The organism is Stenotrophomonas sp. MYb238, from assembly GCF_009496535.1.
Taxonomy (GTDB): domain Bacteria; phylum Pseudomonadota; class Gammaproteobacteria; order Xanthomonadales; family Xanthomonadaceae; genus Stenotrophomonas.
The window spans coordinates 1-26,875 of the sequence record NZ_WIDL01000014.1 but is presented as its reverse complement, the minus strand read 5'-3'; the positions used below and the strand labels follow the sequence as shown (position 1 = coordinate 26,875).

At 64.9% G+C, this 26,875-nt stretch carries 29 protein-coding genes; 3 read left to right on the top strand and 26 right to left on the bottom strand.

Annotated features, from left to right (window positions below):
- Positions 1–5: 5 nt before the first annotated feature.
- From CQ393_RS10740 to CQ393_RS10665, 16 genes are all read right to left on the bottom strand, one after another.
- Complete coding sequence (locus CQ393_RS10740; RefSeq protein WP_153191542.1) at positions 6–1,685, bottom strand: electron transfer flavoprotein-ubiquinone oxidoreductase; 1,680 nt, start codon at positions 1,683–1,685, stop codon at positions 6–8.
- A gap of 171 nt (positions 1,686–1,856) precedes the next feature.
- A complete protein-coding gene (locus tag CQ393_RS10735) occupies positions 1,857–2,240 on the bottom strand; it encodes a nuclear transport factor 2 family protein (protein WP_153191541.1) in 384 nt (127 codons plus the stop codon).
- Positions 2,241–2,290: 50 nt separating this feature from the next.
- Complete coding sequence (locus CQ393_RS10730; protein WP_153191540.1) at positions 2,291–2,752, bottom strand: hypothetical protein; 462 nt, start codon at positions 2,750–2,752, stop codon at positions 2,291–2,293.
- Positions 2,737–3,219 carry a DUF2007 domain-containing protein gene (locus CQ393_RS10725; protein ID WP_153191539.1) on the bottom strand — a complete coding sequence of 161 codons (483 nt, stop codon included), beginning with the start codon at positions 3,217–3,219 and terminating at the stop codon, positions 2,737–2,739. Before CQ393_RS10725 ends, CQ393_RS10730 begins: the two co-directional genes overlap by 16 nt.
- Positions 3,220–3,308: 89 nt before the next feature.
- Positions 3,309–3,650 carry a transcription initiation protein gene (locus tag CQ393_RS10720; RefSeq protein WP_153191538.1) on the bottom strand — a complete coding sequence of 114 codons (342 nt, stop codon included), beginning with the start codon at positions 3,648–3,650 and terminating at the stop codon, positions 3,309–3,311.
- The gene (locus CQ393_RS10715; RefSeq protein ID WP_228114464.1) at positions 3,635–4,057 is read right to left on the bottom strand and encodes a hypothetical protein; all 423 of its coding nucleotides are present in this window, start codon (positions 4,055–4,057) and stop codon (positions 3,635–3,637) included. The genes CQ393_RS10720 and CQ393_RS10715 overlap by 16 nt, the downstream gene beginning before the upstream one ends.
- A 329-nt stretch (positions 4,058–4,386) precedes the next feature.
- The gene (locus tag CQ393_RS10710) at positions 4,387–4,647 is read right to left on the bottom strand and encodes a YdeI/OmpD-associated family protein (protein ID WP_194269646.1); all 261 of its coding nucleotides are present in this window, start codon (positions 4,645–4,647) and stop codon (positions 4,387–4,389) included.
- Between the two features lie 927 nt (positions 4,648–5,574).
- A complete protein-coding gene (locus tag CQ393_RS10705; protein ID WP_153191537.1) occupies positions 5,575–5,913 on the bottom strand; it encodes a hypothetical protein in 339 nt (112 codons plus the stop codon).
- 68 nt (positions 5,914–5,981) lie between these two features.
- On the bottom strand, positions 5,982–6,413 hold the full coding sequence (locus CQ393_RS10700; protein ID WP_153191536.1) for a tetratricopeptide repeat protein: 432 nt from the start codon (positions 6,411–6,413) through the stop codon (positions 5,982–5,984).
- Positions 6,414–6,914: 501 nt separating this feature from the next.
- Positions 6,915–7,685: a hypothetical protein gene (locus CQ393_RS10695; protein ID WP_153191535.1), complete on the bottom strand. Its 771-nt coding sequence runs from the start codon at positions 7,683–7,685 to the stop codon at positions 6,915–6,917.
- 771 nt (positions 7,686–8,456) lie between these two features.
- Positions 8,457–8,852: a hypothetical protein gene (locus CQ393_RS10690; protein ID WP_153191534.1), complete on the bottom strand. Its 396-nt coding sequence runs from the start codon at positions 8,850–8,852 to the stop codon at positions 8,457–8,459.
- 92 nt (positions 8,853–8,944) lie between these two features.
- The gene (locus tag CQ393_RS10685; protein WP_153191533.1) at positions 8,945–9,262 is read right to left on the bottom strand and encodes a hypothetical protein; all 318 of its coding nucleotides are present in this window, start codon (positions 9,260–9,262) and stop codon (positions 8,945–8,947) included.
- A 71-nt stretch (positions 9,263–9,333) separates the two neighbouring features.
- Entirely contained in the window at positions 9,334–9,633 is a 300-nt protein-coding gene (locus tag CQ393_RS10680) for an immunity 53 family protein (RefSeq protein ID WP_153191530.1), read from the bottom strand.
- Between the two features lie 57 nt (positions 9,634–9,690).
- A complete protein-coding gene (locus CQ393_RS10675; RefSeq protein ID WP_153191532.1) occupies positions 9,691–10,020 on the bottom strand; it encodes a hypothetical protein in 330 nt (109 codons plus the stop codon).
- Between the two features lie 113 nt (positions 10,021–10,133).
- Complete coding sequence (locus CQ393_RS10670; protein WP_153191531.1) at positions 10,134–10,514, bottom strand: hypothetical protein; 381 nt, start codon at positions 10,512–10,514, stop codon at positions 10,134–10,136.
- Between the two features lie 82 nt (positions 10,515–10,596).
- Positions 10,597–10,896: an immunity 53 family protein gene (locus CQ393_RS10665; RefSeq protein ID WP_153191530.1), complete on the bottom strand. Its 300-nt coding sequence runs from the start codon at positions 10,894–10,896 to the stop codon at positions 10,597–10,599.
- 920 nt (positions 10,897–11,816) lie between these two features.
- On the opposite strand from CQ393_RS10665, the gene CQ393_RS10660 reads away from it, so the two are divergent.
- A complete protein-coding gene (locus CQ393_RS10660) occupies positions 11,817–12,842 on the top strand; it encodes an integron integrase (protein WP_153191615.1) in 1,026 nt (341 codons plus the stop codon).
- Positions 12,843–12,916: 74 nt separating this feature from the next.
- On the opposite strand, the gene ilvD is transcribed toward CQ393_RS10660, so the two are convergent.
- Positions 12,917–14,755, bottom strand: coding sequence for a dihydroxy-acid dehydratase (gene ilvD, locus CQ393_RS10655; protein WP_153191529.1), 1,839 nt, complete (start codon positions 14,753–14,755; stop codon positions 12,917–12,919).
- Between the two features lie 260 nt (positions 14,756–15,015).
- On the opposite strand from ilvD, the gene CQ393_RS10650 reads away from it, so the two are divergent.
- On the top strand, positions 15,016–15,585 hold the full coding sequence (locus CQ393_RS10650) for a DUF1190 domain-containing protein (RefSeq protein ID WP_153191528.1): 570 nt from the start codon (positions 15,016–15,018) through the stop codon (positions 15,583–15,585).
- A gap of 4 nt (positions 15,586–15,589) precedes the next feature.
- On the top strand, positions 15,590–16,777 hold the full coding sequence (locus CQ393_RS10645; RefSeq protein WP_343199934.1) for a glutathionylspermidine synthase family protein: 1,188 nt from the start codon (positions 15,590–15,592) through the stop codon (positions 16,775–16,777).
- Positions 16,778–17,169: 392 nt separating this feature from the next.
- On the opposite strand, the gene CQ393_RS10640 is transcribed toward CQ393_RS10645, so the two are convergent.
- The 9 genes from CQ393_RS10640 to CQ393_RS10600 form a co-directional block, all read right to left on the bottom strand.
- A complete protein-coding gene (locus CQ393_RS10640; protein WP_153191527.1) occupies positions 17,170–18,468 on the bottom strand; it encodes a DUF58 domain-containing protein in 1,299 nt (432 codons plus the stop codon).
- A gap of 856 nt (positions 18,469–19,324) precedes the next feature.
- Positions 19,325–20,344: a MoxR family ATPase gene (locus CQ393_RS10635; protein WP_228114462.1), complete on the bottom strand. Its 1,020-nt coding sequence runs from the start codon at positions 20,342–20,344 to the stop codon at positions 19,325–19,327.
- Positions 20,341–21,486: a DUF4350 domain-containing protein gene (locus CQ393_RS10630; protein ID WP_153191526.1), complete on the bottom strand. Its 1,146-nt coding sequence runs from the start codon at positions 21,484–21,486 to the stop codon at positions 20,341–20,343. Before CQ393_RS10630 ends, CQ393_RS10635 begins: the two co-directional genes overlap by 4 nt.
- Positions 21,483–23,060, bottom strand: coding sequence for a DUF4129 domain-containing protein (locus tag CQ393_RS10625; protein WP_153191525.1), 1,578 nt, complete (start codon positions 23,058–23,060; stop codon positions 21,483–21,485). Before CQ393_RS10625 ends, CQ393_RS10630 begins: the two co-directional genes overlap by 4 nt.
- Positions 23,050–24,042, bottom strand: a complete 993-nt coding sequence (locus CQ393_RS10620; protein WP_153191524.1) for a stage II sporulation protein M — start codon at positions 24,040–24,042, stop codon at positions 23,050–23,052. Before CQ393_RS10620 ends, CQ393_RS10625 begins: the two co-directional genes overlap by 11 nt.
- Entirely contained in the window at positions 24,039–24,716 is a 678-nt protein-coding gene (locus CQ393_RS10615; protein ID WP_153191613.1) for an RDD family protein, read from the bottom strand. The genes CQ393_RS10620 and CQ393_RS10615 overlap by 4 nt, the downstream gene beginning before the upstream one ends.
- Positions 24,717–24,914: 198 nt before the next feature.
- Complete coding sequence (locus tag CQ393_RS10610; RefSeq protein ID WP_153191523.1) at positions 24,915–25,223, bottom strand: hypothetical protein; 309 nt, start codon at positions 25,221–25,223, stop codon at positions 24,915–24,917.
- Between the two features lie 31 nt (positions 25,224–25,254).
- A complete protein-coding gene (locus tag CQ393_RS10605) occupies positions 25,255–26,154 on the bottom strand; it encodes a DUF2167 domain-containing protein (protein WP_153191522.1) in 900 nt (299 codons plus the stop codon).
- Between the two features lie 201 nt (positions 26,155–26,355).
- On the bottom strand, positions 26,356–26,875 hold a 520-nt coding region (locus CQ393_RS10600; RefSeq protein WP_153191521.1), incomplete at its 5' end, for a gamma carbonic anhydrase family protein.

Below are 26,875 nucleotides of genomic sequence, written 5' to 3'. Positions count from 1 at the left end.
CCGCCTCACATCGCCGGGTAGTTGGGCCCGCCGCCACCCTGCGGGGTGACCCACACGATGTTCTGGGTCGGGTCCTTGATGTCGCAGGTCTTGCAGTGCACGCAGTTCTGCGCGTTGATCTGCAGCCGGGTGTCGCTGCCCTCGCCGACGAATTCGTACACGCCCGCCGGGCAATAGCGCGCTTCCGGGCCGGCGTACTCGGCCAGGTTGATGCGCACCGGCACCGTGGGGTCCTTCAGCGTCAGGTGGCTGGGCTGGTCTTCCTCGTGGTTGGTCGAGGACAGGAACACCGAGCTGAGCCGGTCGAAGGTCAGCACGTTGTCCGGTTTCGGGTAGTCGATCTTCGTGTGCCTGCACGCCGGTTCCAGGCATTCGTGGTCGGCCTTGGCGCGGTGGAGCGTCCACGGCGCATTGCGCAGGCCCAGCCTGGGCAGCAGCCACTGCTCGATGCCGGTCATCAGCGTGGCCAGGGTGCGGCCCTTCTTGAACCACTGCTTGAAGTTCTTGGACTGCAGCAGCTCGGCCTTCAGCCAGCTGGCCTCGAAGGCTTGCGGATACGCGGTGAGTTCATCGCGCGAACGCCCGGTCGCCAAGGCCTCGAACGCCGCCTCGGCCGCCAGCATGCCGGTCTTGATCGCCGCATGGCTGCCCTTGATGCGGCTGACGTTGAGGTAGCCGGCCTCGCAGCCGACCAGCGCCCCGCCCGGGAACACCGTCTTGGGCAGCGCCAGGATGCCGCCGGCGGTGATCGCACGTGCGCCATAGGCGATGCGCTTTCCGCCTTCCAGGTGTTTGCGGATCGCCGGGTGGGTCTTGAAGCGCTGGAACTCCTCGAACGGGCTCAGCCAAGGGTTCCTGTAGTCCAGGCCCACCACGTAGCCGATGGAGACCTTGCCGCCGTCGGCGTGGTACAGGAACGCGCCGCCGTAGGTGTCGTCGTCCAGCGGCCAGCCGGCGGCATGCACCACCAGGCCCGGCTCGTGCCTGGCCGGGTCGATCTGCCACAGCTCCTTGATGCCGATGCCGTAGGACTGCGGGTCCTTGCCTTCGTCGAGCTTGAATCTGCTGATCAGCTGGCGGCCGAGGTGGCCGCGCGAGCCCTCGGCGAAGATCGTGTACCTGGCGTGCAGCTCCATGCCGCGCTCGTAGTTCGGGCCCGGCGTGCCGTCCTTGTGGATGCCCATGTCGCCGGTGGCCACGCCCATCACCGCGCCGGCGTCGTCGTACAGCACCTCGGCGGCGGCAAAGCCGGGGAAGATCGCCACCTCAAGCGTCTCGGCCTGCTGCGCCAGCCAGCGCGTGACCTCGCCCAGGCTGACGATGTAGTTGCCGTGGTTCTGGAAGCACCCGGGCAGCAGCCAGTTGGGGGTGGCCTTGGCGCTCTTCTCGTCCAGGAACAGGAATTCGTCGCGGGTGACGGCCTGCTTCAGCGGCGCGCCCTTGGCCTGCCAGTCGGGGAACAGCTCGCTCAGTGCGCGCGGGTCCATCACCGCGCCGGACAGGATATGCGCGCCCGGCTCGGAGCCCTTCTCCAGCACGCACACCGACAGCTCCTGCCCCTTCTCCACCGCCAGCTGGCGCAGGCGGATGGCCGTGGCCAGCCCGGCCGGGCCGGCGCCCACGATCACCACGTCGAACTCCATCGCTTCGCGCGGCGGAAGGGTGGAGGAGGCTTCAATGTTCATGCAGGGACTCTTGGCTGGGGCCGGCGACGGCGTGGCGACGGTCTGAGGTCCCATTTTCGCCGACCCGGCGGCGATGTTCCAATCGGCGGGCGCTGCCCGTATTCCGCCGGGAGCGTGGCATGGGCGAACAGGCGCCGGTGAGACAGGCCGGCTGGCACCGCTTCGTGTCCGTCAACTGCGGTCGACCAGCCGCGTGATGCAGCCGTCGCCGAAGGAGAATTCCGACTGTCCGGCCAGTTCAAGCCGCGTGCCCGCCACCGGCCCACCGGGGATGTCCTGGGCGAGCCTGCCACGGTAGGCGATATCCACGACCAGCGAATCGCCTTCCTCGCGGAGGGAGACGATGGTCTGCTCGCGTTCGGAAAAAAGCGCCTTGCCCTGCTCGGCCAAGCGCCTGAATTCGTCCTTGCCTTCGGACTGGGCGGTGAGTTGCCCGGAAGAAAAGTTCTGGAACACCACGTCCGCCGAAAGTGTCGCGAGCATGCCTTCCACGTCGAAGGCGTTGTAGGCGGCGATATAGCGCTCGACGAGTTCACGCCGTCCGGGTGTATCCATCGTTGTCTCTCCGTGCTGTGGAAGTAGGAACCGGCATGCGCCGGATGCCGTCAGGCCCGCCTTCCCGACAGGAAGGAGCGCGCGGCCAGGGCGATCGGCAGGCCGAACAGGAACATATGCGACAGCAGGTCGTACAGCGCGCCGGGCATGTCGAAGTTCATCGGCTTGGGAAAGGCGGACAGCGGCAGCACGACCAGGCGCATGCCGAGGAAGACGAAGGCGCCGAACAACGGTCCGCTCAACCATGCGCGCGACGTCAAGCGGAACCACGTCGCCAATGCGACGAACAGCGCCGCCCATCCCAGCGAAAGCGCGAAGTGGGAAACGAGTCCGATGGCCACGCTCACCGCGCCCATATTGAAGGACGCACTCCCGAACCAGCCGCTGGCGATGGCCTGGAGCAGCGTGGAAGGCGCAAGCCCATTCGATGCGGCGAAGCCGATCGCGAACGCCAGGTCCAGCGCACCGCCAACGAGAGCGCCGATACAGACAGCCTTCACTGTGGGCCGCATGACGCTTCTCCAGAGGAATTGCCAGGCATCGTGGCCGAGGTGGCTATCTGATCCCCGTACCGCCACTGCTTCCCGCATGCCCTGCATGTCATGCGCGACGCGCGCGTCGGGAAAGGACCCGACGCGAAGAAGAAGGTGGCAACGGCCAGCAGCCGTTGTCCGGGAGGAACCGTGGCACTTATCTCCGTCTTTCCACAATCCGGACATGCCTCCGCGGCCTCCGGATGTGCGGCGATCAGATCCTGCTCGAGAATGCCGGCGTGATATGCGGTGATGATTTCCCGCGCCTGCCCGGCATGGCTGTCCGGGACCTGCAGCGCAGCGCCCCCCAGGGCCACCGACAACGGCCAGTTCGCGATGATGTGCTGGTCGCCGGTGACGCGGGCGGGAATGCCCTCGACCTCGAGGCGGGCGCGCAGAATGTGCGCTTCCCAGGGATCAAAGTAGCGCGCGATGGTCAGGAGCATGGTTCAAGGGTCGGTATCGGGGCGGATTGCGCCATGAAGCAATGACCTGGAAGTGGAGTGCCGTGTCGCATCCGCGTCATCCTGCGCCATCAGGACCGCGGATCAAGTCCGAAAACACGCAGTTCCTGGTCGCAGCGGCAAGCCTTCGCCACGCGTGCGGCCCATGCCACGGCCTCCTCGCGCGTCGGCAGTTCAAGTACGGTGAAGCCACCATTGAGCGGCGGTGCCCACGGATAGCCGCCCGCGGCGACCGCGCCATCGGCTGAAACCCGCACAGGGGGAACGTCTTCGTCGATGCCACCGGCGAAGACGTAGACACCAGCGGCCTTGGCTTCCTGGATCACGCTATGCGCATCGTTCCCCACCGCTTCCCACTCGCCGTCGGGTACGACCATTGCCGCGCTGGGGAAGGAGATCAGGTATCTGGCCATGTGCTTGTCCTCGGGTTGGTGCTGCACTGCCACTGCTCCGTGGTGCCAGTGGCTAGAACATGCGTAGCCTGTTCGGCAGATGCCTCTGCTGGCCGATATCCCACATTTCCACGATTCTGCCGTTCTCGAAACGCGGGATGTGGATGACGGCGATGTCGATACCCCACGTTGCTGCGGCGCACATGGGAAAGCAGTGCCACCCGTTCGCCGGCCTCCATGACCCATTTGGCGGTGAATGACCTGTCGGGCTCGATCTTCGCGTTTTCTTCCATTCCCCGCGGCAAGGATTCCCGGGCCTCGGGGAAATACGCGTCGTGATGGCGGAAATCGTCCGAGACATAGGCATCGTAGGGATGCCTGACCTGGCCGGCCGTGCATGTGGCCAGGAAATCGGTGGCTTTGTCCACGTCGCCTCGAATGGCCATGGTCTCTCGGTGCAGTTGGCATCGGGTTGCGTTGCCGGCACGGCGGCAGGTGCCGCAAGACTACCAAGCTGCGTCGGCAGACACCGCGAAGACCAGCCCATACCGGCCTTCGCGTGTCGTGTTCATCGGCGCGGCCGCGCTAGCAGATAGCCGGGCCATGCGAATGGAAGGTAGGCGGAGGCCAGATCCGTGGTGATAAACGAGGCTGGCGGATGCCCTCATGCGTCTTCCCCCGGCCCGTTGAACGCTCCACCGAACGGGCCGTGTGGGCGGACTGCACTGCTTGCCAGGGGAACTCGTGCCTGAAGCTGTCAGGTCTGAGATCGGCCGCCGGACCAGGCCATGTTCATGTACTTTCCTCCCTCCTTGAGCTCGGCCAGCATCTGATCAATCCGCTTTTGCCGGGTCGCATCGCGTTTGGCGCGGGAAATCCAGCCCAGATAGTCATTCCGCTGATAGGGCGGTCGCGCCTGGTATGCCTCCAGGAGCCCATGCTCGTTCAATGCGGCTTCCACAGATGCCGGCATGGGGTTTCTGGCGCGCTTGAAAGCTGTCTTTTTCTCGACTGTCATCGAAGTCTCAAGGCAAGCCTGACGCCTGAGTCAGACCGCGCCACGACTGGTGTCGGCTTGAATAAGTTGTTAGGTAACCGCTTCATGGCAATGCATCCACCAGGTGCTGGCACCATTTATCGGATCTGGTTGCGTTGTAAGAATGCCGTATTCTGGTTGGCGGATCATCGCTGAATCGATACGTGAATTATCGAGGATTGCGCTCTACGTAGATTGAGCAGAATTTCTGTCCAACCAGCATGGTCTTGGGATCGCTTGTCTTCGTAACGGTCTCGCACAAGCTATTGCCTGAGATTTCATAGACCATTGTCAGGGCGAACTCAGGGCCGCCAGGGATCCTGCCACAAGCGTCTGATGTGCCATCAGTGTAAATCTCTCCATACCCGAAGCATGTCTTTCCTGCGTCGTTGGAGCTGCATGAGACACGAATCAAGTCCTCAGCCGAGAACTTCTGCGCACCAGCAGAACAAGGGACGAGAGTCGCTGCAACAAGCAAGCAACAGAGAGGGTTCATGGGTTTCCTAGCTCCCGAATCAAGCGGACCGGCGCAATGGGTTCGGCTTGAATGGATTGTGAGGCGGTACCTCAGTGAACCACAAGCTCATCGGCAAGCCGCTCCATGAAATACGCGCGAACTGCCATGGCCAATGGAACAGCAACGATTATGGCTACGGCCTTGGACCACTCCGGGAATGAAAAGAGTCCGGCGAGAAAAAGCATATAGATAGGCGTGCCAACGACTAAGAGGCTGACAAAAAAGGACATGACTCCAGTGGTCTGACCCGTTGTACACGTCTTCCTGCAACTAAGGCAGAAGAGCGCCGCGCGACCGCGATTGCTCAGAAAGACGAAGTCAGCCCACGAGAAGCTCAACGGAGAATCGCAGTGTGGACAGGGGGGCGCCCGCATAGCCGCCTCACGCCAGAGTTAAGCCGAGCCGCGAAGCAGCTTCGGCTTGAATGAGTGGTTGAGCTGTACTCGGCAACCGATAACGAATGCTGCTGCCGTAAAGAGTACAGCCCACGAGAAAAGCGCTCCTGTGACAACGAGCAAGAGGTAGGCGGGTGCCCCTCCTTCCGGCACGAGCCAGCACACAACTGCGGTTGGAGTGATCTTGCTGAGTATTGGAGCGATGTGCGCGCCAGGCCACAAATAAGCGACCGAAGCCAAGCCGGATGGAAAAACAAAGAGCACCAACGAGCCAATCGCGGCAGAGAGGAATATGCCAAGAAAAGCAAGCAGCAAAATTGTGCGGATGTTCTTCATACGCCCTAACGTCTGAACCAAACCGAGCCGCGAAGCCCGTTCGGCTTGAATGAATTTTCAGCCATCATCTATTGAACTGGCTTGGGCCGCTTTTGGGCAAATTCTGCCTCAAGAAGCTCTAGCCATGCATCAACTCGATAGTGTTCCTCTGGGGCGACTCTGAGCAGGCCCTTTAGAACCTGCTTCGCCTCGGAGAGCTCGCCAAGCTGGTAATGCGCTTTGGCAAGAGCCCAGTGGGCCTCAGGGCGTCTGGGTTGAGCGCCAACCCACTCCATGGCCGTGAATTTCGCTGCCGTGCTTTGGCCCGTGGCGAGTAGGTCCTCTAGCTCATTGTGTTTGGATTGACTGGCGTTATCACGACGGCTTTCTCGCATCACGCTTATGATGTTGAGCGCCAAGAAGAAGAAAATTCCGACAATCGCAGCAACGCCAAGAGCGATGAACGCGAGCAGCCACTTGATGGCAGTCAGTTCGCGAAGAAGTGGCTCGACAGATTCCAAGAGACTCTCCGCTGTGAGGGCTGATGCCAGAATTAAGCCACGCCGCGGAGCAGCGACGGCGTGAATGAATTTTTAGGCCGCGTGTACAGGACGCGACCGGTAGCGACGAACAGAGAGCCCGTTGACTACGGCCCATACGACCAATGGGATGATGGTGGATGGAACAACTCTATGCAGCGCGTCCATACCGGATGATGTAACTGCGTCCGGCCCCATACCATCCCGCAAGAGCCAGGCTACCGACAACCAAGATGCTAATGCGGCGCTGGTGCTCACCACGACTGAGATGAGTGCCGGAAGCGAACCTTTGGCTAGCACCCACAGGAATGCCGCAACGGCAGCAGCGCACGCCAGTAGCGGAGGAACTGCCAAGGTAAGGAACACCATATGCTTTCCTGCGGACTAACGCCTGAGTTAAGCCGGACCGCTGCGCGGCACGGCGGAGTGGGAAACGCTACCACTTAAGCCGAGCCGCGAAGCGGTCTCGGCTTGAACGAATTATTAGGTGTCTGCGGCGCAGTCCTTGAGGAAGGGTTCTGGATTGTCCTTAAAGGGGATGGGGACGATGATCCAGTCGTTCTCTGTAACAATTCCCTCAGCGAGAACCATGCAAGTCCCATCAAACAATCCCCAACATATCTCAGCCGCTAGGTCGGTTTGCTTGAAAAGCCATGCGGTTGCTGCCTGAACCGCCTCTTCTCTCAAGGGCTTCAGCTCACTTTGGCCGAGTGCATTGATTGAGAGGTCAAGTGCGCTGAGCCTCGCCAGTTCTGGGTCACTGTTTCGATAGCGACGACTATGAACATGCTCTCCTCTGGTAGTGATGAAAGGAGCAAGCTGCTTCTCGGCGAACTCTCGGAGATCTTTGCAGACTCCGACAATTGGCTCTGCGAAATCTTTGTCCTTTTTATACTTTCGCTCGGCATAGGTGACGAAGTCACCAAGCCGAAGCTTGAGGATGTAAACCTCATTGAGGTAGGACTCGCTCCAATAGGTGATTACGGCAGTTAAGTGCTCGTCAGGGGTTTGTGAGAGCGTTTGCCGCGTCAGGATGCTAATCACATCCATTGTTTGACACGAGTGCATACACTCATGGAAGAGGTTGAAAAAGTCGCGTAGGAAGGTGATCTCGCGTGTTTCATCGACTACGCCGCCTTCATAATCCCAAGGGGCGGAAATCAATGAGGCGTTTCGCTGAAAGGTGTGCTCCCACCTCCCTTTCGGGTTCTCCTTCCTAAGCCTTTCCGCCGGCTTACTAAACGCATCCAGCATTCGCTTTACATGGGGTGGGAGAGTCTCTGTCACGGACACCTAACGCCTGAGTTAAGCCGCGCCGCGAAGCGGCGTCGGCCTGAATGAATTGTTAGGCCGCAGCATAGCCGAACTGCCAACTGAGCCAACAGGCGGACGCCACTGCTAGAGCAGCCATCACCGTGACCACTTGCCAAGTACGGTACGTACCCGTACACGCCAGATAGCGAAAGCCTAGGAAGCCCCAGGCGACCGATAGCACGATAATGATTGGTAGGGTAAGCGGTGCCCACTCTCCTCGCCGGTCAATGGGAAAGTCTATCCATTCGAGTATTGATGCCGAAATGATCAGTCCGGCTCCAAGAATGTACGCAGAAGCCGCGAGAAGCAGCCAACCCACGACCCTTTTGACAAGTTGCGACCCTCTTCCCATGCGGCCTAACGCCTGAATTAAGCCGACCCGCGAAGCGGGTTCGGCTTGAATGAATTGTTAGGCCGCTCCCGAGACGGGTGTTTACCAAACACGGACGTTATCCTCGACATAGAGCGGAATATTGTTGGATGCACACCAAGCGGCAAGCTCTGCGTGCAGTTGCGGCCAAAGTAGCTTTGCCCAAGAGGGCGAGTGCTTTGGCCATGATTTTTCAGAGGGCAGGACGACGGATACCACACCCATTGGCATATCCAAAACGAAAGTGCCTGCGGGATGTGAACACACAAGCTCCTCTTTCCATCTTGGCTGGAACTGGAATTGTGCCAACGAAATTGCTCCCGAGCGGCCTAACGCCTGAATTAAGCCGCGCCGCGAAGCGGTGTCGGCTTGAATGAATTGTTAGGGCCGTCCCGATTAAACCATTGGTTGCTGGCCGAAACGTAGAGAAGAATGACCTCCACGATCTTTGTTGCCAGGGCAGTCAGCCCGAGAGTGCTTATGCCTGTGGCATGAGAAAGAGTTGCTAGGAGGCCAAAAGCAGCTAAGGCCGTGTATGTGGTGCGCGCCCAACGCTTGCCGCGTAGCATCATGGCCAGCAATAGAGCAATAAAAAGATAGCAAATTGCCAGCGTGATGTAGGGCATCCATAGCGGCACGCCAAGAGTTTTTGAAATGCCGATCATCTCCCAAAGGCCGGCTGCATGAACCATGGCAAGGAGAAGAGTTGCGATGAGGATCGATTTTGGGGGCTTCATTTGCATTGATCTATAGACGGCTCTAACGCTCTGAGTTAAGCCGCTGCCACGAAGTGGCAGTCGGCTTGAATGAATTGTTAGGCTGCGGGCCCTTACGCATAGAAGCGCCGCCCCTCAATAACCGCGTCCAGCTCTCGCAATGCCTCATCCGCCACAGATGCAGGAAATGTTAGCGCCCAACTGTCAACGCTCGGTGCGGCTTGTGCATCGAACTTTGCCAGAAGCGGAAGTACACGCTTGGGCTCCCACATCAGCGAATCCGTCTTGTCGGTGAAGGATAGAAACACGGCTACTTGGGTCGCATCGCGGGAATTCTGGACTAGCCCCTTGACCCCGCGGCTAAACACGTAACGGCGAGTAGTTCCATCAAATATTTCTTTGATCTCAGTCTCGAAGTGTGGAGTAGTCACCATTGGCTTCCCTAGCAGCCTAACGCCTGAATTAAGCCGACCCGCGAAGCGGGTTCGGCTTAAATGAATTGTTAGGCCGCACGCGCAGCCCACGTAAGGAAGGCACGCAATAGCTCGGCCAGGTTGTTGCAGCCACCAGCGCCCATGAACTTCTCATGCTCTACCTTGCAGCGAATCCAGTCAGAGTCGTCCTCTGTGTCGCCGCGACTTAGTGGCTCAAAGCTGCGCTCCGTTAGCTCAGTCTCTCGCAGGTCAATCTCAATGGACCAGCCGGGATTGTCCAGGGTGTCGATCTTGACGCCATACGTGTGCTCCCAATCGCCGTTGCACTGCGAGGAGTACCAATCTTGGAGTTGCTGAAGTTCGTCCATGCGGCCTAACGCCTGAGTTAAGTCGCGCCGTGAAGCGGCGTCGGCTTGAATGAATTGTTAGACCTGTGATGGTGAGCCATAAGGAACTAGCCCTTCAATTGGCGGCATTGCATCAGGAATGCTCTGCCCATCAATTGACCACAAGTCCAAGCCTGCAAGAAGGCTATCCTGCTCGAACACGAAAGCACCGAACAAATGGCCTTGCGAATCTTGCCACATGAAGTCAGAGAGCACTTGCATCCCCAAGTCTTTGGGGCGCTTGCCGTTTATGGATAAGCCTATGCTGGCGCAACCACAGGCACACAAACGGATGACGCGAGCATGATTGAGCTGTGCCAGGAATGCGGTGTTGTCTCCGTCGCCGTGCTCAAGAAGCCAGCGAATCACCGAGTGTTCCTCGGTGGCTAGCGGTCTATCAATCTCAACGTCTGATGGAGCGTGTGTCACAGGTCTAACGCTGGTGTTAAGCGGCGGCGAAGCCGTCCGCCTTGAACGAATTGTTAGCCATCTTGATCTTCATTTTTTGCATGCTGAAGAGATACCCAAGGCTGTGATTTTCCTGATGCAAAGGAGCCTTGCGCTTTCTGAGTAACGCCAAGTGCGTTCAGCTCGGAAATGGCTTCTTGCTCCGTGCTGCCTTCGTGACGGAATGTCACTGAAGTCGTGTGAGTTCTTTGCTCAACAAGAACCCCGTCAGCAGCTAGCGTATTTGATCCGTCGTTTTGGTCATGGGAGAAGTAAACCCCACTCTCAAAGGTGGCTTCTTTTATCCCCATCTGACGAAGTACGTGAATCATCTTCTGTGCCTGATCTGTAACCAAGTTAAGATCCAGGCCGCCTGATTGGATGTCTGAGAATGGAACTATGGGGTTGTCGCTCATGTATGAATTTCCCTAAAGGTTTGGTGACGGCTAACGCCTGAATTAAGCCGACCCGCGAAGCGGGTTCGGCTTGAATGAATTGTTAGGCCGCACGCGCAGCCCACGTAAGGAAGGCACGCAATAGCTCGGCCAGGTTGTTGCAGCCACCAGCGCCCATGAACTTCTCATGCTCTACCTTGCAGCGAATCCAGTCAGAGTCGTCCTCTGTGTCGCCGCGACTTAGTGGCTCAAAGCTGCGCTCCGTTAGCTCAGTCTCTCGCAGGTCAATCTCAATGGACCAGCCGGGATTGTCCAGGGTGTCGATCTTGACGCCATACGTGTGCTCCCAATCGCCGTTGCACTGCGAGGAGTACCAATCTTGGAGTTGCTGAAGTTCGTCCATGCGGCCTAACGCCTGAATTAAGCCGCCTTGCGAAGCAAGGTCGGCTTGAATGAATTGTTAGGCCTTGATCAAGACGATCTGGCTTTGCGGCGTCTTAGTGCCTCCATAGAGCATTTCATTGCCTTGTACCCAGGTGGAGGAAGCCCAAGTATGCAGGCTTTGTACTCTTGGTCATACCAAGTATCCGGTTGCTTGCACTTCTGCATCCTAGACTCTCGCAGTTGATTTTCATTGGTTATGCCTGGAAATCCGCCAGTTGCTATGTAAGGACGCATGAAATCGACCTCGCGATTTACTGTTTCTAGACATTCTTCGTGGGTCAGAATCCCTGTTTTTCCGCAGGAGGTAAGGGGCAATGAAAGTAGAATTATTGCAAGAGCCGCTGTCCGAATCTGCATGGCTGTTCTCCAAGGCCCTAACGCCTGAATTAAGCCGCGCCGCGAAGCGGCGTCGGCTTGAATGAAATGTTAGGCAGCGGTGGCCGAGAGAGTTGCCGCCGGCCACTGCTGCCTGCTTTGAATCACGTACCGGAAACCGATAGTGCCACAGCCGCATGACTGTGGCTTGTCCGGTGAAGCCGGAAGCGCGGAGCAACCGAAGCCGAGTGCAAACCGAGTGCGACAAACGTGATGCCAAGGCCGAGGCCGCGAACTTGCCGATACCGAAAACAGTGAAGAACGGTGGCCGGAGCCGACTGGAAAACTGCCGGCGGATTTGCCGAGGTAGGAACCACCCAGCCTTTGCTCCACTGCGGCCTAACGCCTATTCGGCCGCCTACCTGCGGCGTTGCCCGGAGTATGGCTGCTTCCCGTTGCCTTGTGAACCGGATAAATCCCACCTCGTATCAATGGGTTGGGTGATGGAGGCGGGTGAGGCGCGGGCTGCAGGATGGCAGCGTTATGCCGCAGGAACGCTGCCATATGGATTACACCCCTCAATCTGCTGGTGTACTTGAGCCCAAATCACCGCGCCTGCTTGATCAGGTCCGTGAGCGGATCCGGTTGCGCCATTACAGCATCCGCACCGAGCAGGCCTACGTCGGGTGGATCCGGCGTTTCATCCTCGCCAACGGCAGGCGCCATCCAAGGGAATTGGGGGCGAAGGAAGTCGAGGCGTTTCTTACCCGGCTGGCGATGCAGGGCAATGTGGCGGCGGCCACACAGAACCAGGCGTTGTCGGCGTTGCTGTTCCTCTACCGTGTGGTACTGGAGATCGAATTGCCGTGGATGGAGGAAGTAGTACGCGCGAAGCGGCCGCGCCGCCTGCCGGTGGTGCTGTCGCAGGAGGAAGTGGCGCGGATGCTGTCGGTTATGCCGGAAGGTATGCCAGAGCTGATGGCGCGCCTGTTGTATGGAACCGGCATGCGCCTGCTGGAATGCCTGCGCCTACGGATCAAGGACGTGGATTTCGCCCGGAAGGAAATCTGCGTGCGCAGCGGCAAGGGCGACAAGGATCGACGGGTGCCGTTGCCGGAATCATTGCGCGGGCGTCTGCTGGGGCAGCGCGAGCGGGTGTTGCAGCTGCATGGGCAGGACCGGGTCGCCGGCAGCGGGCGGGTATATCTGCCGTATGCGTTGGCACGGAAATACCCGAATGCCGACAGCGAGCCGGGTTGGCTGTACCTGTTTCCTTCCGGGCGGATTTCTGTCGATCCACGCGGTGGCCGGGCAGGGCGCCATCACGCTGGCGAGGAGACCCTGCAGCGGGCCATCAAAACCGCACGCATGCGTGCCGGCATCGCCAAGCCGGCCACCTGCCATTCGTTGCGGCATTCCTTCGCTACGCATCTGCTGGAGGCCGGCCACGATATCCGCACCGTGCAGGAACTGTTGGGTCACAAGGACGTGGCGACCACGCAGATCTACACGCACGTGCTGGGGCGTGGTGCCGGTGGCCTGCTCAGTCCGCTGGATCGACTGCCGGGCGCCGGGTTGCAGCCGGAGTGACGGCGCAGTTCGATCCGTGGATGCGCAGGAATCCCACAGGCGCCGTGCAGGCCGGGTACCTGCGGTGTGAGCATTCAGCCTTCGAGTAGCGCCTTGTCCCGCACCGCGCCCTTGTCCGCACTGGTCGCCAGCAGCGCATACGCCTTCAGCGCAGTGCTGACCTTGCGCGGGCGCGGCTGCGCGGGTTTCCAGCCTTGTGCGGCCTGTTCCTCGCGGCGGCGCGCGAGTTCGGCGTCGTCCACCAGCAGGTGGATGCCGCGCTGGGGGATGTCGATGCGGATGCGGTCGCCGTCGCGGACCAGGCCGATGGTGCCGCCGGCGGCGGCTTCCGGCGAGCAGTGGCCGATGCTCAGGCCCGAGGTGCCGCCGGAGAAGCGGCCATCGGTGAGCAGGGCGCAGGCCTTGCCCAGGCCCTTGGATTTCAGGTAGCTGGTGGGGTAGAGCATTTCCTGCATGCCGGGGCCGCCCTTGGGGCCTTCGTAGCGGATCACCACCACGTCGCCGGCCTGCACCTCGTTGCCGAGGATGCCCTTCACCGCCGCGTCCTGGCTTTCGTAGACGCGGGCGCTGCCCTCGAACACGTGGATGGACTCGTCCACGCCGGCGGTCTTCACCACGCAGCCGTCGGCGGCGAGGTTGCCGTACAGGACAGCCAGCCCGCCTTCGCTGGAGAAGGCATGGGCGACGTCGCGGATGCAGCCCTCGGCGCGGTCGGTGTCCAGCGACGGCCAGCGCGTGCTCTGGCTGAAGGCCACCTGGGTGGGAATGCCCGCCGGGCCGGCCTTGTAGAACTCGTGCACGGCGGCGTCCTGCACCTGGGTGACGTCCCAGCGTGCGATGGCATCGCCCAGGGTGCGGCTGTGCACGGTCGGCACGTCGGCATGCAGCAGGCCGCCGCGCGCGAGTTCGCCGAGGATGGCCATGATGCCGCCGGCGCGGTGCACGTCCTCGATATGGTACTTCTGCGTGTTCGGCGCGACCTTGCACAGCTGCGGCACGCGCCGCGACAGGCGGTCGATGTCGCGCAGGTCGAAGGCGACTTCCCCCTCCTGCGCGGCGGCGAGCAGGTGCAGGATGGTGTTGGTCGAGCCGCCCATGGCGATGTCCAGGGTCATCGCGTTCTCGAACGCCTCGAACGTGGCGATGCCGCGCGGCAGGGCGCTGGGGTCCTCGCCGCCGTACCAGCGGTGGCACAGTTCGACGACCAGCCGTCCGGCGCGCTTGAACAGCGCCTCGCGGTCGCTGTGCGTGGCCACCACGGTGCCGTTGCCCGGCAGCGACAGGCCCAGCGCCTCGGTCAGGCAGTTCATCGAGTTGGCGGTGAACATGCCGCTGCACGAGCCGCAGGTGGGGCAGGCGCTGCGCTCGATGGCGGCCACCTGCTCGTCGCTGACCGCCTCGTTGCCGGCGGCCACCATCGCGTCGATCAGGTCGAGCTTGTGCTCGGCCAGCTTGGTCTTGCCGGCTTCCATCGGCCCGCCGGAGACGAACACCACCGGGATGTTGAGCCGCAGCGCGGCCATCAGCATGCCGGGGGTGATCTTGTCGCAGTTGGAGATGCACACCAGCGCGTCGGCGCAGTGCGCGTTGGCCATGTACTCCACCGAGTCGGCGATGATCTCGCGGCTGGGCAGCGAGTACAGCATGCCGTCGTGGCCCATGGCGATGCCGTCGTCCACGGCGATGGTGTCGAATTCCTTGGCCACGCCGCCGGCGGCCTCGATCTCGCGCGCCACGAGCTGGCCGAGGTCCTTCAGGTGCACGTGCCCGGGCACGAACTGGGTGAAGGAGTTGGCCACGGCGATGATCGGCTTGTGGAAATCGCCGTCGGTCATGCCGGTGGCGCGCCACAGGGCGCGGGCGCCGGCCATGTTGCGGCCGGCGGTGGAGGTTTTCGAGCGGTATTCGGGCATGGGGAAGGCAGTGGAACGCAGTGCCGCGATTCTGCATGAAGAACCCGGTTGCTGTTGCAACCATCAGCCTTGGCGCGCGGGGCTCTGGAGCGGGCGGCGGCCGCGATGCGCGATCGGCAAACCGGCGATCGGCCGGGGACCGCATGACGCGGGCGCCTCGCAGCTACCTGAAACGGCGTTCAGGTTGGCGGCGCCCGCGATTTCCGCCTGTGCGGCCGGATCGGGCATCATCCGGGAACGACTTTCATGGGGTTACGACGATGAAGCGATCCAGGACCACCGCGCTGCTGCTGATGGGCGCCGCGCCGCTGCTGTTCACCGCCTGCCAGAAGGAACAGGCCGTGCAGGTGCAGGAAGGGCTGTACACCTCGGTGGAAGCCTGCAGCGAGGCCACCGGCGATCCTTCCGCCTGCCGCACCGCCTTCGCTACTGCACAGCAGCAGGCCGCCGACGCGGCGCCGCAGTACGCCAGCAAGGAAGAGTGCGCCAGGGAGTACCCGGCCGAGCAGTGCACCCAGCAGCGCACCAGCGCCGGGCATTCGTTCGTTGGCCCGATGATGATGGGCTTCTTCATGTCGCAGATGCTCAACAGCGGCCGTGGCGCCGTGGCCGCCCCGCCTGCCGCGCAACCGGCGTTCAGGGACAACGCCAATACCTGGGCCAAGCCGGCCGCCGCACTGGGCGGCAGCGGTGGCCTGAACACCGCCAGCCGCATCGGCGCCGGCAAGGCCGGGCTGGCGCCGGTGGCGGCCGAGCCGAACCGTGCCGTCACCGCCAGCCGCGGCGGCTTCGGTTCGCGCAGCGGCGGCCGCACCACCGTCGGCGGTTGATGCGGTGAGGCGGATTGCCATTGCCGAGCGTTCCAACTGGCGCGCCCGCGCCGCCGAGGCGGGGTTCCGTTTCCACACCATCGACGGCGCGCCGTACTGGGACGAAAGCGCGTACTACGCCTTCACCCTGCGCCAGATCGAAAACGACCTGGAAGACCCCAGCGCCGAGCTGCACGTGATGGCGATGGACCTGGTCGGCGAGGTGGTAGCCAGCGAGGAACTGATGGAGCGGCTGGCGATTCCTGCGCCGTTCCGCGACTGGATCGCCGAGAGCTGGCGCCGTGGCGATCCGCATCTCTACGGCCGGCTGGACTTCGCCTACGACGGCAACGGCCCGGCCAAGCTGTACGAACTGAACTACGACACGCCGACCTCGCTGTACGAGGCGTCTTTCTTCCAATGGCAGTGGCTGGAGGACCAGCGCAACCGCGGTGCGCTGCCGCAGCAGGCCGACCAGTTCAATTCCCTGCACGAAACCCTGGTCGAACGTTTCGCCGAGCTGGCGGCGCAGTTGCCGCCGCCGCTGTACTTCAGCGCGGTACGCGATTCGGAAGAGGACCAGGGCACGGTCGCCTACCTGCGCGACTGCGCGGCGCAGGCCGGCCTGCACGGCGCGGCGATCGCCATCGAGGACATCGGCCTGTCGGCCGACGGCCGCTTCACCGATCTGGACGACACCGTGATCGGCAGCCTGTTCAAGCTGTATCCTCTGGAAGACCTGATGCGCGAGGAATTCGGTGCGGCCCTGCCCGGTTCCGGCGTGCAGCTGCTGGAGCCGGCGTGGAAGGCGGTGCTGAGCAACAAGGGCATCCTGCCGCTGCTGTGGCAGCGCCACCGCGGCCATCCCAACCTGCTGGAAGCGCATTTCGACGACGGCAGCGCGCTGCCGGCCGGCTGGGTGCGCAAGCCGCTGCATTCGCGCGAGGGCGCCAACGTCGCCATGCACATAAGCGATGGCCGCTGGCAGGAGAGCGAAGGGCCGTATGCGGGGCCGTGCATCGTGCAGGCCTTCCATCCGTTGCCGGCGTTCGAGGGCAATTACCCGCTGGTCGGCAGCTGGGTGGTGGGCGACCGCGCCTGCGGCATCGGCGTGCGCGAGGACGACAGCCGCATCACCCGCGACAGCGCCCGCTTCCTGCCGCACGCGATAATCGATGATGCGCCGCAGGGTAATACCCGCATCTACGTCTGAAGCCCTCGCGTCGCGGCAACCCCCGTAGGAGCGGCTTCAGCCGCGAGAGGCTCTACCGATGGACCCGGAGGGCGACGCCTATCGCTGCCGTGGTGTTCTGCGCGAAGGCGTAGCGTCGCAGCAAAGCCGGTGGCGGAGCCATGGCATGCATGGCATGTGGCCGTGCGGGCGGGCTGCAAGTGGCGGTTGGCCTTGCCGCGGGTGTGGAGAGATGTGATGTGCCTTTTTCGGGAAAGCCCCATCGCGACTGAAGTCGCTCCTACAGGGGGCTCTGCGCCGTGGGTCGGGGCTATGTCCCCGACACGTGCGTTCCGGCATTTCGTGCGTCGGGGGTTTAACTCCGATCTGCGTTGTCGGGGAAGCTTCGTTGTCGCCCCGGGCGTTGCAGCCGCCTACAACAACCCGTCGCGCTTGACCGCCAGGTAGCGCTCCACCAGCGCGGCGGGCAGTTCTTCGGCGGTGACGTCCAGTACCATCACCCGGTGGCTGCGCAGCGCCTCGTGCGCGGCGGCGCGCTGCTGTAGGTAACGGGCGATGGCGCCGGCCTGCACCGCGTCGGGCAGGGTGTCGGCGCCGCGGGCGAGGGCGTCGTCCAGCTCGCGCTCGCGCAGGCTGGCCACGCACACCAGGTGCCGCTTCTGCAGCAGGCGCACGGCGGCGAGCAGGTCCTCGATGTCCTCGTCGCGCACGTTGGTCGCCAGCATCACCAGGCAGCGCCGCGACTGCCGCAGCGACAGTCCGGTGGCGGCGGCGAGGTAGTCGGTGGCCACCGGCTGCGGCTGCAGGTCGTAGCTGGCACGCAGCAGCGTGTCGATCGCGCCGAGCCCGCGCTGCGGCGCCACCCAGCGGCTCTCGCCGCCGCTGGCGAAGAGGCCCACGCCATCGCCCTGGCGCAGCGCCAGATAGGACACCACCAGCGAGGCATTGAGCACATGGTCGAAGTGCGACAGCCCGCCCTCGTCGGCCAGCATGCGCCGGCCGGTGTCGATCATCATCACCAGTTGTTGGTTCTTCTCGTCCTGGTACTCGCGCGAGATCAGCTTGCGCGCGCGCGAGGTGGCCTTCCAGTCGATCTGGCGCAGGCTGTCGCCGACGCGGTATTCGCGCATCTGGTGGAAGTCGGTACCCTCGCCGCGGCGCCGCTTCAGGTGTGCGCCGACCAGGCGCGAAGCCATTTCCGCGCTGAGCAGGGCCAGCCGCGTTAGCGGCACGAAGTTCGGATAGACGCGCACCTTCTGCGCTGGCCCGGCGATGCGCGATTGCCGCCACAGCCGCAGCGGCGAATGCAGGCGCAGTTGCATGCCTTCGAAGACGAAGGCACCGCGCGCGCCCGGGGTGAAGTGGTAGCTGAAGCGGGATTCGCTGGCGCGCGACAGCCGCAGCCTGCGCGGCAGCCCGCGTGTGCTCCAGCCGCCGGGTACGAGGTCGAACACGTCCACGCGCTGTCGGCCGAAGCTGTCCAGCTGGAGCCAGGTTTCGCGCTCGACGCCCAGCGCCAGGGTTTCGGGCAGTTCGCGCCGTACCGTGGGCGTGGGCCGGCGCCGCAGCCACAGCGCGTCGGCCAAGGCGGGCAGGGCGATCGCGCAGGCGGTTGCCGTCCAGGTTTCGGTGGGTAGCAGGTGCAGGGCGATGGGAATGCCGAGCAGGCCCCACAGGGCGAGCAGTGCGATCAACAGCGGTGCGGGCCTCATGCGGTGGCCCTCATGCCGGATGCGATGCCTGCGGACGAGTGCGAAAGCACAGAATCCTTTGCGGTTGCGGGCGATTTTGCTGCTGTTTTTGGCTTTTGACTTTCGGATCCCCTTCCGTAGTGACGGAGCTGGCGGGAAAAACCCGAAGGGCGACGTGCAGGGATGCACGTCGTTTTTCTACGAGACATGGATGTCTCGTAGAAAAATCCCGACAGCGGAGTGGACCCGGAGTGCGTAGCACGGAGGGCGCGGAGGCAGGGGCGTGTTTCTTTGGGCCACGTTTCTTTGCACGAGCAAAGAAAGGTGGCTCGCTCCTGCGAAGCAGGAGTGAAAGCTCTGCTTTCAAGCGGCTGCTTTGGCTGTTTTTTTCTGGAAAGCAGAGGCAACGGTACAAGCAAGATCAAAGGCTTTCGCTCCCCTTCGGGGCGCGAGCTACTTTTCTTTGCTCGTGCAAAGAAAAGATAGCCAAAAGAAACACGCGCCGGACGCGATCCGATGCGGCTGCGCCGCATCGGTTCCCTGCGCTCCTCGCGTGCCGAGGGGACGGCGCACAACTCGCTTCGCTCAGACACGTGCGCCTCTTCGCCCCTCGGCCCGCTGCGGTGCTCGGCTCGCTCTACGGCGATAGGGGTCAAAAGCCGGAAGGCAGAAGCAAAATCACGGGCAACGGCAACGGCAACGGCAACGGCAACGGCAACGGCAACGGCAACGGCAACGGCAACGGAAGTTCCTGCTGGTGCGGCGACCGCAGCGGGCGCATGCAGCGCAATGACGGCAACAACAGCCCACCCCAGCCAAGCTCTTCGCACCGCGTACGAAGAAGCGGGAACCGAAGCCGCCTGGCCGCCAAACAAACTCACTTGCGCGGCGCCTCCACCTTCGCCAGCAGCGCGGTCAACGCATCGTCGGCCGACTGCCCCTCGATCTGCAGCTCCGGCGCCAGCGCAATGCGGTGCCGCAGCGCCGGCCTGGCGATTTCGCGTACGTCGTCGGGGGTGACGAAATCGCGCCCGGCCAGCACCGCCTGCGCACGCGCCGCGCGCACCAGCGCAAGGCTGCCGCGCGGGCCGGCGCCGAGGGCGATGCCGGGCCATTTGCGGGTGGTGGCGACGATGCGCACGGCATAGTCGATCACCTGCGGGTCGACGGTGATCGCGGCCACCGCCTGCTGCATGCGCACCACGTCGGCGCCGCTCATCACCCGCGGCACCTGCGACAGGTCGAAGTCGCTGGCGCTGCGGCCGGCGGTGATCGCCTCGACCATGCGCTTCTCGTCCTCCAGCTGCGGGTAGTCGATCAGCACCTTGAGCAGGAAGCGGTCCAGCTGCGCTTCCGGCAGCGGGTAGGTGCCTTCCTGCTCCACCGGGTTCTGCGTGGCCAGGGTGAGGAACGGCGGGTTGAGCGGGAAGGCCTTGCCCTCGATGGTGACCTGGCCTTCCTGCATCACTTCCAGCAGCGCCGACTGGGTCTTGGCCGGCGCGCGGTTGATCTCGTCGGCCAGCAGCAGGTTGGTGAACACCGGGCCGCGGCGGATCTTGAAGCTCTCGGTCTTGGGGTCGTACACGGCGTGGCCGCTGACGTCGCTGGGCATCAGGTCGGGCGTGAACTGCACGCGTGCGTAGTCCAGCTCCAGCGCCTGCGCCAGGGCGCGCACCAGCAGGGTTTTGCCGAGGCCGGGCACGCCTTCGATCAGTACGTGGCCGCCGGCCAGCAGCGCGACCAGGATCTGGTCCAGCACGTCGGCCTGGCCGATGAAGGCCTGGCCGACGGCTTCGCGCAGGCGTTCGACGCGTTCGATCAGGTCGGTGTTGCCGGGCGCGGGCGCCGGTGCGGGCGCATCGCCGGGGAGGGCGGGCGGAGCGGGCAGGTCGGTCATAGCTGGTTTCTCATCTGGATCAGCAGGGCGATGCGTTCGCGCAGCGCGGCGTCGTCGCGCGACGGGGGAACTTGCAGGGCGAGCCGCACGCGTTCGGGCGGCCAGCGCAGGTGGTCGGCGATGGCATGCAGCTGGGCGTCGCCGGTGAGGGCGGCGGCCAGCGGTGCGCGCCGGCGCAGACGCGCAAGAAAGGACTGGCGCACGGCGTCGTACAGCAGCGGCGACTTGCCGTAGCGGTGCAGGTGCTCGCCGCTGGCGCGCACGTGTTCGAGCAGCGAGCGGCGTTCCTGCCGCGGTGAGGGCAGCAGCGGGCCGAAGCGCTGGGCGCGCATCCACAGCCATGCCAGCAGGGCCAGCAGCAGCGGCAGCCAGATCGGCCAGCCGCGCTGCAGCACGGTGCGCCACAGCGACGGCGCTTCGGCCGCGTAGACCAGGTGCATGCGGCCCTTGCCGTAGTTGGGGGCGAGCACCAGCCGCGCGAGGTCGCGGTGCGGCAGGTCGCGCAGGCCGGTGTCCTTCTCGTCCTGGCCGTTGCGCAGGAAATCCATGTCGGCCAGCACGTCCACCCGGCCGCTGCCGTAGCGCAGCCGCGCGTAGGCCAGCGTGTCGTCGCTGGCGTCGCCCCAGCGCCGCTCGGCACGGACATCCTCGCCCAGGGTGAAGCGGTTGCCGGCGCAGAATTCCTGGTGTTCTTCCTGCCCCTGCACGCGCCATGGCTGGCAGCGCGGCGCGACCTCGCCGGGCACGATGCCGAAGCGGTCGAGCAGCGTGCGTTCGTCGTCCAGCGTCTCGTCGGGCGTGGGCATGCGCAGCAGCAGGTGGCCGCCGTACTCCACCCAGCCCACCAGCTGTTCGACCTGTGCGGGTGCGAGCTGGCGCGGGTCGTCGAGCAGCAGCACGGTGTCGCGCGGCTGCAGGCGCATGGCCGGCAGGTCGAGCGTGCGCCGCGTCTCGGCGTCCACGCCGTCGCGGCGCAGGGTTTCGCGCAGCGCGAACAGCGGGTTGAAGCTGGGCTCGCCATAGGCCGGCAGCGTGGCCTGTTCGCAGACGCGCTGGTAGCTGCGCAGGAACCACATCACCGCCACGCCTGCCAGCAGCAGAACGGCCAGGGCGATCAACGCATTGCGCCAGCGCGGGCTCATGCCGGCCACCCGTACTGCTGGCGCAGGTCGTCGAGCAGGGCCTGGAATTCATCGTCCGATGGCAGGCGCCCGGCGTAGGCGGCGTACTGCCAGGTGCGCACCATGCGTGCGAACAGGCGCCGGTCCGCTTCCTGCGGCATGCGCCTTGATGCGCGCAGGCACTGCGCCTCGGTGCTGCCCGGCGGCAGCACGATGTCGGCGCGCCTGGCCAGTTCATCCAGGCTGGCGCGGTACAGCAGGGCCAGCGCATGCCGCGGCCTGCCGTCCTGCCACAGGCGGCGGGCGCTGGCGAGGATGTCCGGCGGCAAGGTGTCGGGCAGCTGCAGTTCGTGCTGGGCGACGTCCGACTCGGCTTCGTGCCGGCGGCGGCGCCCGCTGCCGCGCAGCCAGGGCAGCCACCAGCGGGCGGTCAGCGCCAGCGCAAGCAGCAGCGCGCCGACCACGATCCACAGGAAGCCTTCGCTGAGCAGGGCCAGCAGCTTGACGAGCGCACCGAGCAGCTCGCCGCCGGGGAAATCCCAGTCGCGTGCGGGCTTCTGTTTCTCCTCAACGGCCCTGCGCTCCCAGCGGCAGACCATGTGTTTGGCGCCAAGTTGGGGGTCCTCGTAGGCGCGTGCGGCAGCCTGGCGGAAGCCGGCCGTATCGACCTGCGAAGGGCCGAAGATCGCCTCCGGCGTGGCTGCCGCAGGTACCGGCCCGGTGCTGCCCTTGTGGTTGGCGTGTTCCACCGGTGCCGCATTACCGGCTTCCTGCGCATGGACCGGCAGCGACCACGGCGCGAACGCCAGCGCCACCAGCAGCAGGAGCGGCACCGCGCGCGCCAGCCGCTCACGCAGGCGGCGGAACGCGATCTCCACGTCCCACGCTTCCAACTGGGTGCGGCGGTTGAGGTACAGGCCGAAGCCGGCGCCGCTGTAGAACGGGCCGATGACCGTCATCGCCGCCCAGGCCAGCAGGTTGAAACCCAGCCACACCCACGCCGGGGTATCGCTGCCGATCAGCGATAGCGCGATGCGCAGCGATTCGGGCAGCGAATCCAGCGGCACGAACATGAAGACCAGGGCGATGCCGGCCAGTTGCAGCATCATCTCGAAATGCCAGCACACCAGCGTCAGCAGCGCCGCATGGCCATAGGCCGCGCCGCCCAGCACGCGCCGCCGCAGCCGTCGTTGCCCGGCGTCGCCGCCTTCGAGCAGGTCCACCGGCATCAGCAGCGAGCGCGCCGGGCTGAGCCGGCGCCAGCCCAGGTAGGCCAGCAGGCCGCGCCAGCCCCAGCGCCATTGCGCGCGCAGGGTGTCTGCGGTGCCGGGCACCGCGCCGAACGCGCCGCGCGAGATCACGTACAGCGGGATGCGCTCGAACGCCGGCTTCAGCCACCACATCAGCAGCGCCGGCAGCCAGAAGGCATCCAGCCACCAGCCGGCGAGGTTGAGCAGCACGAACACCGGCAGGGTCAGCAGCAGCCACGGCTTCCAGATGGCCGCGGCATGGCGCCGCACCAGCGCATTGCCCAGTTCCATCGCCTCCCACTGCGAACGTGCGCGCAGCACCACGTCAAGCTGGTCAATGCGCATCGCCGCCCCCGTGCCCGCCGCGCCACAGCCAGGCGAATACCAGCGTCCACAGCACGCCGGAGACGGTGAACTTGCCCCACGCCGGCACCCAGGCGATGGACGACCAGAACGCCTCGATGAAGGCCGCCACCAGCAGCATGAACGCCACCCCCAGGCACAGCCGCGCGCCGATCACCCCGCCTTCCACCAGGGCGTCGATGCGCCGCTGGCGGCCTGGCGCGATCAGCCGCAGGCCCAGCTGCAGCCCGGCGCCGCCGGCAATCACGATGGCGGTCAGCTCGAACGGCGCATGCCCGACCACGAAGCGCCAGAACGGGTCGCCGTAGCCCATATGTTGGAGGTGGCCGGCCACCGCGCCGATGGTCAGGCCGTTGAACAGCAGCACCAGCACCGTGCCGATGCCGGCCAGCAGGCCGCTGGCGAAGGTGCGCAGGCCGATGCTGATGTTGTTCATGATGTAGTGGCCGAACATCGCCCAGTCGGTGCCGCTGTCGCGGCCCAGTCGGTCGGCGGCCGGGTCGTACGATTTTTCCATGTGCGCGATCTGCTGCGGGTCCAGCAGCAGGTGCACCAGTTCCGGCCTGTACTGCAGCAGCACGAACACGCCCACCAGCGGCACTACGAACAGCGCGCACGCCACCCACATCGCCGCGGCCTGGCTGCGCACCAGCTGCGGGAAACCGGCGAACAGGAACTCCACTGCGCGCTGCCAGCGCGGCGCCGGCGCGCGGTACAGCAGGTTGTGGCCGCGCTGCATCAGCTGCTGCAGGCGCTCGACCAGCTGCGGGCTGTAGCCGCGGCGGCGCGCCAGCGCCAACTGCTGGCACAGGCGCCGGTAGCGCTCGGGAATGGTCTCGTCGCCCGGCAGGTCGGGCGCGGGCGTGCCGCGCGCCTTGCGCGCGCTGCCGCCGCGCTGCTGCAGCCAGTCCTCGAACTGCCGCCATTCGTGCTGGTGGCGGGTGACGAACTGTTCCTGCCTCATCGCCGTCCCAGCAGCCAGTTGGCCATCGCGTACAGGCGCAGCACGCCGGTCTGGCCCTGCGCCCGGCTCAGGCCGCCGGCGATGTCGGCCAGCTCGATCTGGCGCGGCCCGGACAGCGCCGGGGCGCGGTCGGCGAAGGCGATCACCGCCTGCTGCTCGGCCGGCTGCAGCGGCAGCGGCGGCGCCAGCACGGTGTCGATGCGCGCCGGCGGCACCGGCGCGGGCGCCGGCACGTGCACCACCAGGCTGCCGGCCACCAGGTCGCCCAGCCGGCGCCCGTGCGCATCGCACAGGCAGGCGACCAGACCGAGCGCGTAGCCGAACGGCAGCATGTCCACGGTGCGCAGCAGGTTGCGCACGATCGCCGGCATCCAGCCCAGCGGCGCGCCGTCGCGCGCCACCACGCGCAGGCCGAGCGCGCGCTTGCCCAGGGTCTGGCCGAACCAGACCTCCAGCACGATGGGGTAGCCCCAGAACATCAGGAACATCAGCCCCAGGTACAGGCCCTGGCCCAGCCCGCCCAGCGCCAGCAGCAGCGGGCTCATCAACCCCAGCACGCCGAAGCGCGCCATCAGGTCGATCAGCCACGCCAGCGCGCGCGGCACCGGGCCGGCCGCCGGCAACTGCAGCGGCACGCCTTCGGGCGTGATGACCTCGCGGTAGGTATCGAGCATGGCCTGCGCGCGGTTCAACGCACCGCCACCGGCGCCGTGCAGGCAACGGCCGGGGTGCGGGCGGAAACGGGTACTCCGGCGCGGGAAACTGCCGCTGGCATGGGGTTCTCTGCTGCGTCCTTGTCAGGCGCCGACTTTACCTGCCGGCTACCGCAAAACCCAGCCTGTGCGCATGGCGGCGCCGCCATGCGCCCGCGTTCAAACGGCCGAATAGACCATCAGCACGGCGCCGATGACGGTGGCGGCCAGCGAGCCGGAGAAGATCCATTCGGAGATGCTGACAAGGCGGTTGGCGTTGGCGCTGCCCTGGTTCTTCTGCGCCAGGTAGCCGAGCACGACGACGAACAGGAAGCCGAGCGAGGAGAACAGGAAGAAATCGTCCGCCGCCACCTCGACGTGGTCGATCGAGGTCTTGGCGGCCAGGATCGCCACCAGCGCCAGGTTGATGCTCGCCAACGTGCCGCTGATGGAGATCAGGGTGTCGATGGATTGTTCGGTATGGGCCATCGCCTGCCTTCCTGCGCCGGTGCCGCCGGGTTCAGCGTACGGTACCGCGCCCGCGGTCGCCGCCGAAGAACTTCCGCGCCGCGCCGCCCAGCGCGATGACGCCGATCAGCAGCAGCTTCCAGAACTTGGCCAGCAGCAGGCCGACCTTGGCGAACAGCCCGGCCTTGGCCGCCAGCCCGCCGCCGATCAGCGTCGCCACGCCATAGGCGGCGATCTTGTCGGTCTTGGGGTTGTGGTCGGCATAACGCGCGCCGGGCTCGAACTCGGCCATCGGCAGCAGCTTCTCCATGCCGGTGCGCACCAGCGGCAGCTCGCCCATGCCCGACACCGCGTTGAGGCTCAGGTAGCCGTGGCGGCCGAGCACGCGGATGTCGTAGTTGAGCACGTGGGTGGGCTGGCCGTTGAACGCCAGTTCCTTGGCCCAGTACAGCTTGTTGTTGCCGGCGTCGTAGCGCGGCGGCACCGCCCAGCCCACCAGCTGCAGCGTGCCGTAGCCGGCCTTCTCGCGCTCCGGGTTGGCGGCGTTGGTCTGCTCCTGCATCTCGCGCAGCAGCTTGGCGTAGTCCATCTTCGACGCGTCCTCGTCGGACACGTAACCGTCATCCGAATAGGTGACCACCACCGCCCAGCTGTCGTCGTCGGCCAGGCCTGGCGAGCGCGGCACGATCAGCCCCAGCACGTCCTCGTCGGGCGGATTGCCCCACATGTCCTCCAGCACCCGCCGCGCGTCGGCCTGGTCCAGGTAGCGGAACTCCGGGCCCAGGTTGAAGCGCGCCTTGGCGGCGGGCACCTCGATGGCGCCGGTGCGGAAATGCAGCGACTGCACGAACGCCGCGCCGTCCTGCCCGTCCTGCGCCAGCGCGGCCGGCGAAGCGGCGCACAACAGCGTCGCACCGGCCAGCAGGCCCAGCGCCATGGATCTGATCGACATGAAAGGGTTCCTTTCCCTGGAAGGGCGTCCCCACGCCCGAGGCCGGGAAGTGTGAGGCAACCGCGACCCCGGCGGCAACGGACCCCCACCCCTCGTAGGAGCGGCTTCAGCCGCGCCCCCCCTCCGACCCGCGCGCACGACAACGGCACGCGCACCCAGTACCCCAGACACCCGGATGAAGCACACAGGAACCGCCCGCCGTCAGCCCGCCATCCCCAGATACTGGTCCTTCAACCGCACATAGTGGTCCGCGGAATACCGCAGCCCCTCGATGTCCTTGGCATTCAACAGGCGCGCCGGCCGCGCCGGGTTGCCCACCCACAACTCGCCGCGCGCCACCCGCTTGCCCGGCCCCACCACCGCACCGGCGCCGATGAACGCCTCGTCCTCGATCACCGCGCCATCGAGCACGCACGCGCCCATGCCGATCAGGCAGTAATCGCCAATGCTGCACGCATGGATGATGCAGCCATGCCCCACGGTCACGCCCTCGCCGATCAGCGTGGGGTAGCCGCCCTTGTTGTAAGGGCTCTCGTGGCTGACATGGATGATGGTGCCGTCCTGCACGTTGGTGCGCGCCCCGATGCGCACATGGTTCACATCGCCCCGGATCACCGTGCCCGGCCACACCGACACGTCATCGCCCAGCACCACGTCACCGATGATGGTGCAGGCGGGGTCGATGTAGACGCGTTGGCCGAGGGTGGGGGATTTGTCGAGG

Excerpts from the sequence above, each read along its gene's own strand:
- CQ393_RS10660 (WP_153191615.1), top strand. The coding sequence starts at position 11,817 with ATGGATTACACCCCTCAATCTGCTGGTGTACTTGAGCCCAAATCACCG.
- CQ393_RS10610 (WP_153191523.1), bottom strand. The coding sequence starts at position 25,223 with ATGGCCCATACCGAACAATCCATCGACACCCTGATCTCCATCAGCGGC.
- CQ393_RS10730 (WP_153191540.1), bottom strand. The coding sequence starts at position 2,752 with ATGCGGCCCACAGTGAAGGCTGTCTGTATCGGCGCTCTCGTTGGCGGT.
- CQ393_RS10680 (WP_153191530.1), bottom strand. The coding sequence starts at position 9,633 with ATGGACGAACTTCAGCAACTCCAAGATTGGTACTCCTCGCAGTGCAAC.
- CQ393_RS10725 (WP_153191539.1), bottom strand. The coding sequence starts at position 3,219 with ATGCTCCTGACCATCGCGCGCTACTTTGATCCCTGGGAAGCGCACATT.
- CQ393_RS10710 (WP_194269646.1), bottom strand. The coding sequence starts at position 4,647 with ATGACAGTCGAGAAAAAGACAGCTTTCAAGCGCGCCAGAAACCCCATG.
- CQ393_RS10690 (WP_153191534.1), bottom strand. The coding sequence starts at position 8,852 with ATGAAGCCCCCAAAATCGATCCTCATCGCAACTCTTCTCCTTGCCATG.
- CQ393_RS10635 (WP_228114462.1), bottom strand. The coding sequence starts at position 20,344 with ATGACCGACCTGCCCGCTCCGCCCGCCCTCCCCGGCGATGCGCCCGCA.
- CQ393_RS10695 (WP_153191535.1), bottom strand. The coding sequence starts at position 7,685 with ATGCTGGATGCGTTTAGTAAGCCGGCGGAAAGGCTTAGGAAGGAGAAC.
- CQ393_RS10620 (WP_153191524.1), bottom strand. The coding sequence starts at position 24,042 with ATGAGGCAGGAACAGTTCGTCACCCGCCACCAGCACGAATGGCGGCAG.
- CQ393_RS10720 (WP_153191538.1), bottom strand. The coding sequence starts at position 3,650 with ATGGCCAGATACCTGATCTCCTTCCCCAGCGCGGCAATGGTCGTACCC.
- CQ393_RS10740 (WP_153191542.1), bottom strand. The coding sequence starts at position 1,685 with ATGAACATTGAAGCCTCCTCCACCCTTCCGCCGCGCGAAGCGATGGAG.
- ilvD (WP_153191529.1), bottom strand. The coding sequence starts at position 14,755 with ATGCCCGAATACCGCTCGAAAACCTCCACCGCCGGCCGCAACATGGCC.
- CQ393_RS10640 (WP_153191527.1), bottom strand. The coding sequence starts at position 18,468 with ATGAGGCCCGCACCGCTGTTGATCGCACTGCTCGCCCTGTGGGGCCTG.
- CQ393_RS10670 (WP_153191531.1), bottom strand. The coding sequence starts at position 10,514 with ATGAGCGACAACCCCATAGTTCCATTCTCAGACATCCAATCAGGCGGC.
- CQ393_RS10615 (WP_153191613.1), bottom strand. The coding sequence starts at position 24,716 with ATGCTCGATACCTACCGCGAGGTCATCACGCCCGAAGGCGTGCCGCTG.
- CQ393_RS10735 (WP_153191541.1), bottom strand. The coding sequence starts at position 2,240 with ATGGATACACCCGGACGGCGTGAACTCGTCGAGCGCTATATCGCCGCC.
- CQ393_RS10665 (WP_153191530.1), bottom strand. The coding sequence starts at position 10,896 with ATGGACGAACTTCAGCAACTCCAAGATTGGTACTCCTCGCAGTGCAAC.
- CQ393_RS10605 (WP_153191522.1), bottom strand. The coding sequence starts at position 26,154 with ATGTCGATCAGATCCATGGCGCTGGGCCTGCTGGCCGGTGCGACGCTG.
- CQ393_RS10650 (WP_153191528.1), top strand. The coding sequence starts at position 15,016 with ATGAAGCGATCCAGGACCACCGCGCTGCTGCTGATGGGCGCCGCGCCG.
- CQ393_RS10630 (WP_153191526.1), bottom strand. The coding sequence starts at position 21,486 with ATGAGCCCGCGCTGGCGCAATGCGTTGATCGCCCTGGCCGTTCTGCTG.
- CQ393_RS10625 (WP_153191525.1), bottom strand. The coding sequence starts at position 23,060 with ATGCGCATTGACCAGCTTGACGTGGTGCTGCGCGCACGTTCGCAGTGG.
- CQ393_RS10705 (WP_153191537.1), bottom strand. The coding sequence starts at position 5,913 with ATGAAGAACATCCGCACAATTTTGCTGCTTGCTTTTCTTGGCATATTC.